Annotated in this window: 10 protein-coding genes and 2 tRNA genes; 6 read left to right on the forward strand and 6 right to left on the reverse strand. The window is 58.0% G+C overall.

Annotated features, from left to right (window positions below):
- Positions 1-71: 71 nt before the first annotated feature.
- From QP442_RS04690 to glgX, 4 genes are all read right to left on the reverse strand, one after another.
- A complete protein-coding gene (locus QP442_RS04690) occupies positions 72-2,120 on the reverse strand; it encodes an alpha-1,4-glucan--maltose-1-phosphate maltosyltransferase (protein ID WP_103631917.1) in 2,049 nt (682 codons plus the stop codon).
- Positions 2,121-2,251: 131 nt separating this feature from the next.
- On the reverse strand, positions 2,252-3,013 hold the full coding sequence (locus tag QP442_RS04695) for a VIT1/CCC1 transporter family protein (RefSeq protein ID WP_103631916.1): 762 nt from the start codon (positions 3,011-3,013) through the stop codon (positions 2,252-2,254).
- Positions 3,014-3,154: 141 nt separating this feature from the next.
- Positions 3,155-4,255 (reverse strand): tryptophan--tRNA ligase, encoded by a 1,101-nt coding sequence (trpS, locus tag QP442_RS04700; RefSeq protein WP_103631915.1) that lies wholly within the window; start codon positions 4,253-4,255, stop codon positions 3,155-3,157.
- Positions 4,256-4,308: 53 nt separating this feature from the next.
- Positions 4,309-6,603, reverse strand: a complete 2,295-nt coding sequence (gene glgX, locus QP442_RS04705; protein WP_103631914.1) for a glycogen debranching protein GlgX — start codon at positions 6,601-6,603, stop codon at positions 4,309-4,311.
- A 237-nt stretch (positions 6,604-6,840) separates the two neighbouring features.
- Here glgX and QP442_RS04710 point away from each other — a divergent pair, with 237 nt between their 5' ends.
- The 5 genes from QP442_RS04710 (at position 6,841) to QP442_RS04730 (ending at position 11,180) form a co-directional block, all read left to right on the forward strand.
- Positions 6,841-7,632: an electron transfer flavoprotein subunit beta/FixA family protein gene (locus QP442_RS04710; protein WP_103632058.1), complete on the forward strand. Its 792-nt coding sequence runs from the start codon at positions 6,841-6,843 to the stop codon at positions 7,630-7,632.
- Position 7,633: 1 nt separating this feature from the next.
- Positions 7,634-8,623, forward strand: a complete 990-nt coding sequence (locus QP442_RS04715) for an electron transfer flavoprotein subunit alpha/FixB family protein (protein ID WP_103631913.1) — start codon at positions 7,634-7,636, stop codon at positions 8,621-8,623.
- Positions 8,620-9,828, forward strand: coding sequence for a cysteine desulfurase family protein (locus QP442_RS04720; RefSeq protein WP_103631912.1), 1,209 nt, complete (start codon positions 8,620-8,622; stop codon positions 9,826-9,828). The genes QP442_RS04715 and QP442_RS04720 overlap by 4 nt, the downstream gene beginning before the upstream one ends.
- Before the next feature lie 12 nt (positions 9,829-9,840).
- Entirely contained in the window at positions 9,841-10,971 is a 1,131-nt protein-coding gene (mnmA, locus tag QP442_RS04725; protein ID WP_103631911.1) for a tRNA 2-thiouridine(34) synthase MnmA, read from the forward strand.
- A 128-nt stretch (positions 10,972-11,099) separates the two neighbouring features.
- Positions 11,100-11,180, forward strand: a tRNA-Leu gene (locus tag QP442_RS04730).
- Between the two features lie 110 nt (positions 11,181-11,290).
- Here QP442_RS04730 and QP442_RS04735 read toward each other — a convergent pair.
- Complete coding sequence (locus QP442_RS04735; RefSeq protein WP_285069671.1) at positions 11,291-12,859, reverse strand: Na+/H+ antiporter NhaC family protein; 1,569 nt, start codon at positions 12,857-12,859, stop codon at positions 11,291-11,293.
- Between the two features lie 149 nt (positions 12,860-13,008).
- Here QP442_RS04735 and QP442_RS04740 point away from each other — a divergent pair, with 149 nt between their 5' ends.
- The gene (locus tag QP442_RS04740; protein WP_006681240.1) at positions 13,009-13,485 is read left to right on the forward strand and encodes a peroxiredoxin; all 477 of its coding nucleotides are present in this window, start codon (positions 13,009-13,011) and stop codon (positions 13,483-13,485) included.
- A 187-nt stretch (positions 13,486-13,672) separates the two neighbouring features.
- On the opposite strand, the gene QP442_RS04745 is transcribed toward QP442_RS04740, so the two are convergent.
- A tRNA-Lys gene (locus QP442_RS04745) sits at positions 13,673-13,745 on the reverse strand.
- Position 13,746: the final 1 nt, after the last annotated feature.

Genomic DNA, 13,746 nt, shown 5'->3' on the forward strand with positions numbered 1-13,746 from the left:
TCGGCATCTTTGTGAGATGGGCGACACTAAAATTCGCCATAAGACACCGTGAGAGCCGTCCTTTCTCGATGTCAGTGTCGGTTGGTCCAAGGTTCGAGGTCAGTTGTGGGCTCAACAGAGAACACATGACCAAGACGAGTAACGGGGGAAAGATCAACCCAGCCTTCGGATCCCCAGGTGTAGGTGGTGCCATCAAGCTCGTCGACAACGCGGAAATGACCACCGGCGGTTTGTATTCCCAGGTCGTTCAGATCAATGTGCACGGTGCCTGACACACCTTCATGAGGATTGAGCGACACGATGCAGATCACCGTGTCCGTGTTCCCGGACTCGGTGAATACTCCGGAAACCTGCTTGGAGAAACAAATGATCTCTGGGTGAGAGGTCGGGTGAATCCGAAGCTGGTGAAGCTGACGCAGGGCAGGGTGCTTCGCGCGAGCAGCATTCAACAGGGTGAACAAGCGCGTAATGCCAAGAGGCTCAGCATCTTCCCAGTTACGCGGGCGGAACTCATACTTCTCGTTATCGTTCTGCTCTTCAAAGCCGGGACGCTGAACATTCTCAACGAACTCGTAGCCCGAGTAAATCCCCCAGTTCGGAGCGCCAAGAGCGGCGAGCATTGCACGAATCGCAAAGATCGCGGTACCGCCCGTCGTCATCTGCGGGGTCAAAATATCGTGAGTGGTCGGCCAGAAGCTCGGACGCATCAGGTGAGCGGTTTGCGTCGAAACCTCGGTCAGATACTCTTCGATCTCCTGCTTTTCAGTACGCCAGGCAAAGTACGTGTAGGACTGATCGAATCCGACTGCGCCCAAAGTGCGCATCATCGCGGGGCGAGTAAATGCCTCAGCGAGGAAAACAATCTCCGGGTGCGTATCGTGAACGTCAGCGATGATTTCCTGCCAGAAACGCACCGGCTTCGTGTGCGGGTTATCAACGCGGAAGATCGTCACGCCGTGCTCAATCCACACTTCGAGGACATCACGAATGGCCTCGTAGATGCCGTCATAGTCGTTGTCGAAGTTCAGCGGATAGATGTCCTGGTACTTCTTCGGCGGATTCTCCGCGAATGCAATCGAACCGTCGGCGCGGGTTGTGAACCATTCGGGGTGTTCGGTGACCCACGGGTGATCGGGGGAGCACTGCAACGCGAAGTCGAGGGCGACTTCAAGTCCAAGCTCTAACGCGCGCTCAACGAAATCGTCGAAATCATTGAAATCGCCCAGCTCGGGGTGAATTGCATCGTGTCCACCATCGGGAGACCCAATGCCGTAGGGGGAACCCGGATCGCCCTCGTAGGCGACCAGTGTATTGTTCTTACCCTTACGATTTGTCGTGCCGATCGGGTGAATAGGTGTCAGATAGACGACATCGAAGCCCATTTCAGCAATGCGGTCGAGCTCGTAGGAAGCCTGCTTTAGAGTTCCCGACACCCACGATCCATCTTCACGCTGGAACGCGCCGGCTGAACGCGGGAAGATCTCATACCAAGCACCGGTCAGGGCGCGCTCACGGGCAACGGCCAGAGGGTATTCGCGTGAAGACCCAAGAAGGTCACGTACGGGGTGGGCGCGGAACACGGCGCGCACATGTGACGACACGCCCGCGGACAGGCGTTGCTGAACCGAACGTGACGTATCGCGCAGGTGGGCTGCGGCGTCACGCAGAACCTCGGCATCCTTGGCATCGAGGGGCTGTTGCAGGGGGTTGTTCAGGGCTTTTCCGTCGATGGCGCGTTCCATCAGGAGTGCGCCTTCTTCCAGCATCAATTCGACGTCGACACCTGCGTCAACTTTGATGGTTGCGTCGTGACGCCATGTGGCATAGGGGTCCGACCATGAATCGACGCGGAAAGACCACGTGCCGGGGCGATCGGGTTTGACCCACGCTTCGTATCGGTCAAGGCCGGGTGCGATGTCCGCCATTGGAGCGCGCATGTGCTCGACACCATCGGGGTCGATCAAGACCGCTTCGGCCGCAAATGCGTCGTGTCCTTCACGGAAAACCGTCGCGCGAATGGGAAGAGGCTCGTTTTCTGTTGCCTTTGCGGCCAACGTGCCGTCTTCAACGACAGGGAAAACTTCAGTGACTGGGATTCGAGGAAGAAGAATGTCGCTCACGTCACCAGCCTACGTCAGTTGGGGCGCTCGCGTGGTCAGCGCGGGGCTGCTGGTTCGTGTTTGCGTATGCGGTCAGTTTCAGATAAACCAAACCGGCCTCGTCGCCGAATTGACGAGGCCGGCCGCGTTTTTCAGACTGCGACGCCGAATATGTGGCCGACGGCGAAGGTCAGTGTCATTGCGACGCTGCCGCCAACGAGCAGACGTGCAATTGCGGGAAGGCGAGGTGCACGACCAAGAATCGCTGAGATCCACCCAGTCAAACCGAGCGCAACAAGGACGGCGACGAATGTTGCGGGGATACGCATGCTGGGTGGGAACAACAGCATCGTGAGCAGAGGGAGGAGCGATCCAAAGAGGAAGGCAAGGAAGGAAGATCCCGCTGCCACCCACGGGTTCGTCAGATCGTCATGGTCAATGTTGTGCTCAAGCGACAGGTGAGCATCCAGTGCGTCACTTTCGCTTAACGTCCGTGCTACCAACGTCGCGGTGTCTTTCGGCAGGCCTCGTTCTTCCCACAAGGACGCAAGGCGCTTTTCTTGACCAGCTGGATCAGCCACCAGGGCAGCCTTCTGGTCGGCGACAATCTTTCGTTCCGTGTCACGTTGGGTGGAAACGGAGACGTATTCGCCGACGGACATTGATAGGGCTGCAGAAACGATCCCGGCTACACCCGCAATAGCGATGGCCTTCGTGTTTGCCGGGTTCACAGCTGCGACGCCAACAAGAAGACCCGAAATCGACACGATTCCGTCATTGGCGCCAAGAACGCCTGCACGCAACCAGTTGAGGCGAGCAGCAAGAGACTCTTTCTTCTGGGCTACAGGCGCAACTGAAACGACGGGTGAGCACTTGACAGAGTCGGAAAAAGTGAACGGAATAAGAGTTGTCATTCTCTCAAGCTAGGGAGAAAAAGACTGCTCCGCTAGCAAGGAAAAGCGCGCCTCTAGGACCTTTGTACTACCTAAAAGTGGGTGCCCTCAATGCTCTGAGGGCACCCATAGGTAGCCGGTCTGACCAGCGAAAATGGTGGCTCAGTAGTTCATCTTCATGGCGCTACGTACCTCGTGGAGGGTCTCGTTCGCCTGCTCATTCGCCTTTTCGTTACCAAGTTGTAACACTTGGAGCAAGTAGTCCTCGTTGTTGATCAGTTCGCTACGTTTTTCGCGCAGTGGAGCAAGCATCTCATTGAGGGCCTCGGTGACGAACATCTTGAGTGTGCCGGCACCCTTATCGCCGATCTGCTCGGCAATTGCCTCGGGAGCCTGACCGGACGCCAGGCAGCCCAGCATCAAAAGGTTCGCGACCTCAGGACGATTCGCGGGATCGTAGGTGATCGTGCGCTCAGCGTCAGTCTTCGCCTTCTTCAGGATCTTCGCCGTTTCGTCAGCGGTCATGCCAAGTTCTATCGTGTTGCCACGCGACTTGGACATCTTCATGCCGTCGGTGCCGAGTAGCAGCGGGACCTCGGACAAAAGGGCCTCGGGACGACGGAAGACGGGAACCTCAGGATTGGCGCGACCATAGCGCTTATCGAAACGCTGGGCGATCAGGCGAGCCTGCTCCAAGTGTGGCAACTGATCCTGACCAACGGGAACAAGATTCGCCTTGCAGAACAGAATGTCAGCAGCCTGGTGAACTGGGTAAGTCAGCATCAGGCCAGTCATAGCGCGACCGTCGGTGGCTTCGAGTTCTGCCTTCACCGTAGGGTTTCGGTGCAACTCAGACTCGGTGACCAGAGACAGGAAGGGGAGCATCAGCTGGTTGAGCGCCGGAACGGCAGAATGATTGAAGATCGTCGAACGCTCCGGATCAATACCGGCAGCAATGTAGTCGGCAATCAGACCAAGGACGCGTTCACGAATGGGGCCAACGCCGTCACGGTCCGTGATCACCTGATAGTCGGCAACCAGAACCCACGTTTCAACGCCACGGTTCTGCAACAGAACACGGTTACGGAGCGTACCGAAGTAATGACCGAGGTGCAGATGCCCGGTCGGTCGGTCACCGGTCAGGATACGGAAGCGAGTGGGATCTTCATCGATGGCCAGGTCGATTTCGGCTGAACGAGCCTTCGAACGAGCAAGCGATGCGTCGGATGTCGAGTGTGCAAGTGCGTCTTCACTGGAAGTCATGGGTGTGATTCTATCGAAAGACGCGCCTAACGCTATTTCGCGTCCGCCCGCAGTTAGCGTTTGGGCGGTACCGCAATATCGGAAAGCAAGACCTGCATCGAGTTCGGTCGAAGAGTCACGATGGATTCATTGGCGACCTGTCCCAGGCTCAGGCTCAATGCGAGAGGATCGGTCCCCGGTTGAACACCCTCGTCAAGGCGAATCCACGCCGTATTCACACATACGAGCCAATCGACGCCGTGGCCGGTCGGAAGGCTCACATCCTGCTCGTCCAAAGTGCCGTTCACAATGACCAGAGCGTCGCGGTCGTTCCAACGTACGCCCGAACGCAACATTTGGAACACGCGATTGTCGGAAAGAGCCCAGCCTTCTGTCGGCATGGGAGCACCGGTCTTATCCAGCCACGCCACATCCGGGATTGAATCGCCGGGTACGGGTGCACCTGATTCGTAGATATCGGGGCGCAATACGGGGTGAGCTTGACGCAGGCCGATCAACCAACGAACGAAGTCCTTGTGTACCAGTTGCGCGGGTGTCAGATTCCAGTCGAACCACGAGATCGGGGAATCCTGACAGTACGCATTGTTATTGCCCTGCTGAGTGCGACTAAATTCATCGCCGCCGAGAATCATTGGGGTGCCCGCAGAAATGAGCAGGGAGGTCAGCATGTTGCGCTGGGTCTGGTAGCGACGACGAGAGGTCGTTTCGATTGCTTCTTTTGCCTCAACCGGGTCACCTTCATCGTCGGTCATGTTCGCGATTGATGCGACCCAGCCTTCAATTCCGTGGTTCCATGAACGATTGTCGTTCGATCCGTCGCGGTTGCCTTCCAAGTTCGCCCAATTATGTTTGGTATCGAACGCCGTTAGGTCAGCGAGGGTGAAGCCGTCGTGCGCGGTGATGAAGTTAATTGAAGCACGAGGCCCGCGTCCGATTCCGGTGCCATGATCGAAAACGGGGCGGGAACCGGCCAAACGGGTCGCTAGGTTATTCGGGCCAGACGCGCCGTGACCTTCGACTAGGGAACGAACGTCGGAGAGCCAGAAGGCGCGCAGTGCCCCGCGGTAGTGGTCATTCCACTCTGAGAAGGGGAGTGGGAAATTGCCGGTCTGCCAGCCTCCGGGGCCAATATCCCAGGGTTCAGCAATGAGCTTTGCCGTTGACAGTGTTCGGTCGGTTGCCATTGCCATCAGCAACGGGTGCTTCGGGTCGAATCCCGTGGCGAAGCGTCCAAGGGTTGCGGCCAAGTCGAAGCGGAAACCGTCGACGCCCATTGTGTCTGCCCAGTAGCGCAGGGAATCGAGGATCATCGACATTGTCTTGGGATTGTCGACGTTCATGGTATTTCCGGTGCCCGTGTCGTCAGTACAGGCGACGGGAACCGTGTTCGTGTGGCGGTAATACAGGTCAGAATCGAGTCCACGCCACGAGAGTGACGGGCCGGAGTCGCCACCTTCACACGTGTGGTTGTAGACGACGTCAAGGATGACTTCGATCCCTGCCTCGTGCAGGATCGACACCATTCCGCGGAACTCGTCGACGACCGCTTGGGCGCCACGGTCTTGCGCTGAATGAGTTGCGTAAGAAGGCTCGGGAGTGAAGAAGTTCAGGGTCGAATAACCCCAGTAATTAGTCAGACCACGTTCCGATAGGAACGGTTCCTCACACTTCGCGTGAACGGGGAGAAGTTCAATGGAAGTAATTCCCAGGTTCTTCAGGTAATCCACTGACGCAGGATGTGCCAAGCCCGCGTATGTTCCCTGTAATTCGCCAGGAATACCCGGCATGTTCTTCGTAAAGCCCTTGACATGGACCTCGTACACAATCGTCTTTTCCCACGGGACGCGTGGCTTTGGTGCCACGGGGAAGCGGGAATCAACGACAACGGAGCAGGGGACATGCCCACGCGAATCAAGAGGCGAACGCGCAAACGGATAAGAAGTCGGATATAGGTTCTCGTCAACGATATGCCCGTAGACTGCGGCACTCATGTCAACGCTTCCCTCGAGACCTCGTCCGTAGGGATCCAACAGGAACTTCGCCGGATTATAGAAGAAGCCACGATCGGGATCCCACGGGCCATCAGCGCGGAAACCATAACGCGTGCCCACACCCAAACCATTGATATGACCGTGCCAAATGCCCTCGTTGCTAGGAATCAGCGCATACCGCGTTTCAGAGTCGTCTAAGTCCAGAACACAGAAATCAACGTGCGTCGCGCGACGCGCCACGACGGAAACGTCAAGACCACCGTTTGCAACGTGGACACCGAAGCGAGGAGGAACAGGGTTCGGCTGAGTAACATTCACGAGCGGCACCGAGTGATCGTGCGAATGGTCGTGGCCCATGATGTCCTCTCTCTAGCCAGAACGTGCTTGAACGCTAACGGTTCAAGAAACTGTTGATGGGAACTGCGTCTTCTTGTCAACGTATCGCGCACATACTCAAAAAGTGTGCGCTACCACCCGCACTATTATTGCAAGACGGCAAGGTTTCTGACGCAACGTAGTCAAAGCGTGTGGGAAAACCCATCTCACACCCCTTGCTCTTCGGGCTTACTCGCCCTTTGTGGCACGCTAGAAGCTATGAGAATTGTCGTATGCGTGAAACACGTTCCAGACATGCAGTCGGAACGCCGATTCGAAGATGGTCGCATTGTTCGTGGCGAAGATGACATCCTCAACGAACTGGATGAAAACGCCATTGAAGCAGCCGTTCAACTGGTCGAAGATAACGGCGGTGAAGTCATCGCCCTGACCATGGGGCCCGAGGACGCTGAAGACGCCCTGATGCGCGCCCTCCAGATGGGGGCCGACCGCGGTGTTCTTATCAGCGACGAGGCACTGGCTGGAGCTGATGCCGGTCTGACCGCGCTCGCATTGGCTGGAGCCATTCAGACGCTCGCCGACGAAAAACCCATTGACCTTGTTATTACGGGTATGGCATCGCTCGACTCGATGACCTCAATGCTTCCCGCGGCGCTTGCGACCCGCTTACACTTCCCGTTGCTCGGTCTGGCCCACGAAATCTCCGTCGATACCGGCGCCTCGAGCATTGAAATCAAGCGCAACGCCGACGGGTACGAGGACGTCCTTTCCGCACCCATGCCGGCAGTTGTCTCGGTCACCGACCAGATCAACGAACCCCGCTATCCGGCATTCGCGGCCATGAAGGCCGCGCGCAAGAAGCCAATGGACACCTGGGAACTGGCCGACATCGAAGAAAGCGTTGCAGGCTCAGCTATCGCCCAGCGTGGCCAGGTTACCGAGGTCCTCGAATCCAACGAGATCACCCGCGACAACGCCGGAACGATCATCCCTGACTCCGGTGATGCAGGCCTCCGACTGGCCCAGTACCTCCTCGAAGTGGTGAAGTGACATGGCAACTCTTTCTCAACCAATACTCGTCCTTGCTGACCACCAGGGCAGTGACACCGACGGCTGGCACCTCACCCCAGCATCGGCGCAGATCATTTCTCTCGCGTCCACGTTGAGTGACGCTGGAGTTGTCGCACTTTCCCTGACCACGAACCCGGATATGACCACGCTGGGCACCCTCGGCGTGGAAAAAGTCCTCGTCCCCGGTATTGACCACTCCGGCGCACGCGTCAGCGCAGTCGTCGCAGACGCCGTCGCATCCGCAGTCACGACACAGGATTTCGGAGCCCTCTTCGTTGTCTCGACCTACCGAGGCCGTGAAGTCGCGTCTCGTATCGCCACCCTGACCAACTCCGGAGTTGTCTGCGACGCCATCGGCGTTGAGGTTGACAACGACTCCCTGGTTGTCACGACCACCGCGCTCGCGGGCTCGTGGTCGAATCGCCTGAAGGTCTCGGGTTCGCTTCCGGTTGTGGCGCTTCGCCCCGGATCCTTTGACGTCCTCGAGTTCGCGCCGGTCACTCCGGTCGCCGAATCCATCGACGTTGAGCTCAGCGATGAGGCCCGTGCGGTGACGGTCGTCTGCTCGTCTGCACTGGAGACAACGGGCGTATCGCTGACCGAAGCTTCCACCGTTGTTGTCGCCGGTCGCGGAACAAACGGCGATATGAACATCGTCAATGAATTGGCAGATGAACTCGGCGCGGCAGTCGGCGCTACTCGCGTTGTCTGCGATGAAGGCTGGGCACCGCGTACCATGCAGATCGGCCAGACCGGTCTGTCAGTGTCGCCGAATCTCTACATTGGTCTAGGTGTTTCCGGAGCTATCCATCACACGGTTGGTATGCAGTCCAGCGCCCACATCGTCGCTGTCTGCGATGACCCTGATGCTCCGATCTTTGAGATCGCAGATTTCGGCGTTGTTGGCGACATGTTCGAGGTTATTCCTGCTGCACTGGAAGAAATCAAGAAGGCGCGCGACGCCGAGTGACGCACTACCTGGATCACGCTGCAACAACCCCGATCCGTCCTTCAGCGTTGGAGGCATGGGTCGAGGCTCAGCGTGAGCTCAGCGCTCATCCCGGGAACCCGGCCTCGTTGCACGGTGGCGGTAGACGCGCAAAGAGGATGTTGGAGGACGCCCGCGAACGTGTCGCTATTGCCTTGGGCTGCGAGAAGCCCGAAGTGATCTTTACGTCGGGTGCCACCGAATCAGATGCCATCGGCGTACACGGGGGAGCGCTCGCTGGGCGGGCATTTAACGCTGATCGGAACACGGTTCTTCTGTCCCCGGTGGAGCACGATGCTGTAGGCAATCAGCGCGAGTATTTAGAATCGCGCGGGTTTGCTGTTGAGCTTTTCCCTGTGGCGTCCAACGGCGTGTGCGTTATCAATACTGACGCGTTGGCGCAGGTGAAAGACCAGTGTTCTCTTGCTTCGCTCACCCTGGTCAGCTCAGAAATCGGGACAATTCAGCCGGTATCGCAGATGGTCGAGGCACTTGATGGTCGCTCCATGCCGATCGCTCAGCGTCCACTGACCCACACCGATGCCGCGCAGGCAATGTCTCTGATGGACGTGTCCTATGCGGAACTCGGCGTTGACTTGATGACCGTGGGTGGCCACAAGATTGGTGCGCCGGCAGGGACTGGCGTGCTGGTTGCTCGCCGTGGACTGAAGATCCCCACCGATCGTCCCGGTGGAGGACACGAGCGTGGCATTCGTTCAGGAACCCCCGACGTTGCCGGCGCGTGCGCGTTCGCGCTAGCGCTTGAAGAAACGGTTGCTCAGCGCCAAGAGTGGCAGGTCCGCGCGGCGCTTCTGCGTGATCGTTTGGCCCGCGCTCTGCCGGACTATGCGCGACTCACTGTCTCTCCGGATGACGCGTTGGCCTCGATCATTCATCTGTCGATTCCGACGTCGCACCCTGAAGCGGTACTGATGGCGATGGACATGGCAGATGTCCACGTCTCTGCTGGTTCTGCGTGCCACGCGGGGGTGACGCGTCCGTCCGACGTCGTCCTGGCCCTGGGAGCCACCGAAGCTGAAGCGCTGGGAGTCCTGCGCATTTCCACCGGACATGACACGACCGAAGCGGATATTGATGCATTCGTGGATGCTCTTGAACGCGCCGTCCTTGCAGGGCAGGCGTTAGACTCTCACGATCGAGACCGCATGCACGGTCGAACCCACTGAAAGGACAATTGAATGCGTGTTCTTGCCGCACTTTCCGGAGGCGTGGATTCGGCTGTCGCTGCAGCGAAAGCGGTCGAGGCCGGCCATGATGTTGTCGGCGTCCACATGGCTTTGTCGAGTCAACCGCAGGAATGCCGTATCGGCTCGCGAGGGTGTTGCTCCGTTGAAGACGCTGGCGATGCTGCGCGAGCAGCCGAAATCATGGGGATCCCGTTCTACGTGTGGGACCTCGCCCAAGAATTTGAAGAAACCGTCATCGAAGACTTCGTTGAACAGTACAAGCTGGGGCATACGCCGAACCCGTGTGTGCGTTGCAACGAGTTCGTGAAATTCCGTGAACTTGCAACGCGCGCGAAGGCACTGGGTTTCGATGCTGTCTGCACCGGCCACTACGCTGCAATCGTTGATGGTCCATCCGGCCCGGAATTGCACCGTGGCGCAGATTCTCTGAAAGACCAGTCGTATGTTCTGGCAATCATGGGGCGTGATGAACTGTCACGCGTTCTACTGCCCCTTGGTGATGCCCCCACCAAGGCGTGGGTGCGTTCCGAAGCGCAGCGTCTTGGCCTGGGTGTGTCCAACAAGCCGGATTCCTACGACATTTGCTTCATTCCCGACGGAGATACGCAGGGCTTCTTGCGCACTCGATTGGGTAGCGATGAAGGTGAGATCGTGAGCCCCGACGGCGAGGTCCTCGGCACCCACCAGGGCTACTGGAACTTCACGGTTGGTCAGCGACGAGGTCTGCATATTGATCGTCCCGCCGAAGATGGCAAGCCTCGCTATGTTCTGGAAACTCGTCCGGAATCGAACCAGGTCGTCGTTGGAGCATCGACTCTGCTCAGTGTGGATCGAATTGAATGCGAGGACGTCGTCTGGTTAGCTCCCGATGATCTGGGGGCCTCAACGGATGACCTGTTCGTTCAGGTTCGCGCCCACGGTACGCCCGTCCCCGTTTCCCTAGTCGAGCACGACTCCGAAGACGAGGCGCGTGAAGGAGCAGAACGCCGGTTGGTCGTGTCCCTTTCCGAATCGATCCGTGGCGTTGCTGCCGGCCAGTCGCTGGTCATGTACCGTGACACCCGTGTCTTGGGGGAAGCAACGATCATGCGGGCAAGCCGAGCCTCGTCGTTCGTAGCCTGATGTTTTCTTACGAGGTCCACGGATAAGCTCAGTTCGCCGGGATTGTCACTGACCTTGTACACTAAACGAGCACTGTGTGTGGGCACAGGTTCCATGCGGAACCTCGTCGCCTTCGAAAACAGGTTCGCGCGCGAGTGGCGGAATTGGCAGACGCGCTGGATTTAGGTTCCAGTGTCTTTGACGTGTGGGTTCGAGTCCCATCTCGCGCACAACGGAAGGACACCAGTTGAATGCTGGTGTCCTTCTTTCGTCGAATAGGCTGAATACAGTTTTGCCTCCAAGAGGAAAGTCTTGGAGGCAAAACCGTGAATCGTAGGGATCAGGCGATGAGTGGCAGGCGAGTACGCACGAACACGGTCAGCCCAATGAGCACTGCGAGCACAATCCCCAGGCCGATGAGGCCTGAACCGGTGATGGAGAACGTGATGTAGCCAAGCAACGCAGCTCCCGCACCGGCAAGCGCATAGGGAAGCTGAGTGTTGACATGCGTGATGTGGTTACAGCCAGCGCCGGTCGACGACAGAATCGTCGTATCGGAGATCGGGGAGCAGTGGTCGCCCCAGACGGCTCCAGCAAGAACAGCGCCGAACGCGGGAATCAGCAGGTCGGAACCGTTGGGAACAGCTGCCATGACTTCGCCGGCAATCGGGAGCAGGATTCCGAAGGAACCCCACGATGTGCCCGTCGCGAACGCCATAGCGCCTGCGATGACAAACATCAGTGGCACCAGCCACTGGGCAGGCAGGCTTGAGGATTCAACTAGCGCGCCAAGGTAGGCGCCGGTACCGAGCTCAGAAATGAGCGAGCCCAGCATCCATGCGAACAGCAGGATCTCGATAGCCGGAAGCATTGAACGAGCGCCCTCGACGACACCCTTGCCGGCAGTCTTCAGCTCGAAAGCAGGATCCTCGTGCGTGTAGTGGAAGTAGTAGTACGCCGCGGAGATCAGGCCAAGAACACCACCGACATTCAATGACACGGCGACGTCGGTGTTTGCCAAGATATCCAGGGCATTCCACGACTCAGAAGCAGAGTGGCCGGTCCACGCAATGCCAGCAAGAACACCCAGGATCAGGATGACGAAGGGGACGATCAGTGCGCGCATGGCGCCAGGTTCGTGACGTGGTAGGTTGTCGGTCAACTGGCCGGGAATCTGCTCTCCCGGATCGTAGACGTGACCGTGCTCGACCGCGCGACGTTCTTCACGTCGCATCGGGCCGAAGTCGACTTCGAAGATGACGGTCAGCCACAACAGGACGACTGCGCCGATGGCGTAATAGTTCATGCCCGCGCTACGCAGGAATGCGCCCGCGTCGGTCACCTGAATTGAGGTTGCTGCAACGATCGGTGCCATGATGCCGATGATCGAGGCGCCCCACGAAGAAAACGGTGCAAGAACAGCGACCGGTGCCGACGATGAGTCGATGAGGTAGGCGAGCTTCGCGCGAGACACCTTGTGGCGGTCGCTAACGGGGCGCGCCACCTGGCCTACGGCAAGCGCGTTGAAATAGTCATCAACGAAAATCGCGGTACCGAGTGTGGCGGCGAGAATGTGGGCGCCTCGCCGACCTTTGATCTTCGTCATCGTCCATTCTGCAAACGCTGCGGTGCCACCAGCCATCAGGACAAGCGAGGTGATGATGCCCAACGTGATAAGGAACAAGAGAATCAGAACGTAATAGGCGTTGATTGCGCCTTCGGTCCAGAAAATCTGAGAGAAAGCACCCCAGATTTTGACGACTGTTGCGACGATCCCACCGTTTTCGATAAGGAATGCAGCGGAGATAACGCCGGCTACGAGCGACATGATGACCTTCTTGGTCGTGATGACAAGAGCAATCGCAAGAATCGGTGGGATGAGTGTGAGAACGGGGTATGCCTCGGTCACGGGGGTCTCCTCAATACAGTTGGGATGAATTCAGGCTAGGCAAGGCGCACGAGGCCGCGCCCTCGGTGTTCTTACTCTGGACATTTTAATTGCGCGGGTAGTGCAGGATTCGGCGAGCACAGCGCTATCGGCGTCGATATGCTTTCAACATGACTCAACTTGAAATTGGAGCGAAGGCTCCAGAATTTACCGCTGAATCTACGCAGGGACTGATCTCACTGACCGAGTTGCTTGCGGGCAGTGAAAAGGGCGTTATCGTCTACTTTTATCCGAAGGCCTCGACCCCTGGGTGCACGACGCAGGCCTGCGATTTCCGTGACAACCTGAACACAATGAAGGCAGCTGGGTACACGGTTGTGGGCGTAAGCGCTGACACAATGCCCGCCTTGGAGAAGTTCACTCAGAAGCAGGGACTTAACTTCCCGCTGATCTCCGATCCTGAGCATGCAATCCTTGAACCGTGGGGCGCGTGGGGTGAAAAGAAGAACTACGGCCGTATCTTCACGGGCATCATTCGTTCGACCGTTGTTGTTGGCAAGGATGGAACGGTTGCGCTTGCTCAGTACAACGTGAAGGCAACGGGTCATGTGGCGCGCCTGCGTCGCGACCTCGGTCTGGACGACTGATACGTGCGTGTGGCTAGCCTTGTCGTCTGAGGCGATGAATCGGTTTTTAGTGCTGGAATTGTCGCCCTATACGTCTTTCCTTGATCGCCGTGTCTCATCATCGCTTCTCGACGCAGGGACAGAAACACTCATACAGGGCAGGCAACGACAAAACGGAGCAACCGATTGGTTGCTCCGTTTTCGTTTGTGCGTCATGGGGGACTTGAACCCTCAACCCGCTGATTAAGAGTCAGCTGCTCTGCCAATTGAGCTAATGACGCG

The sequence above is a fragment of the Pauljensenia sp. UMB1177 genome (assembly GCF_030217965.1).
Taxonomy (GTDB): Bacteria; Actinomycetota; Actinomycetes; order Actinomycetales; family Actinomycetaceae; genus Pauljensenia; species Pauljensenia turicensis_A.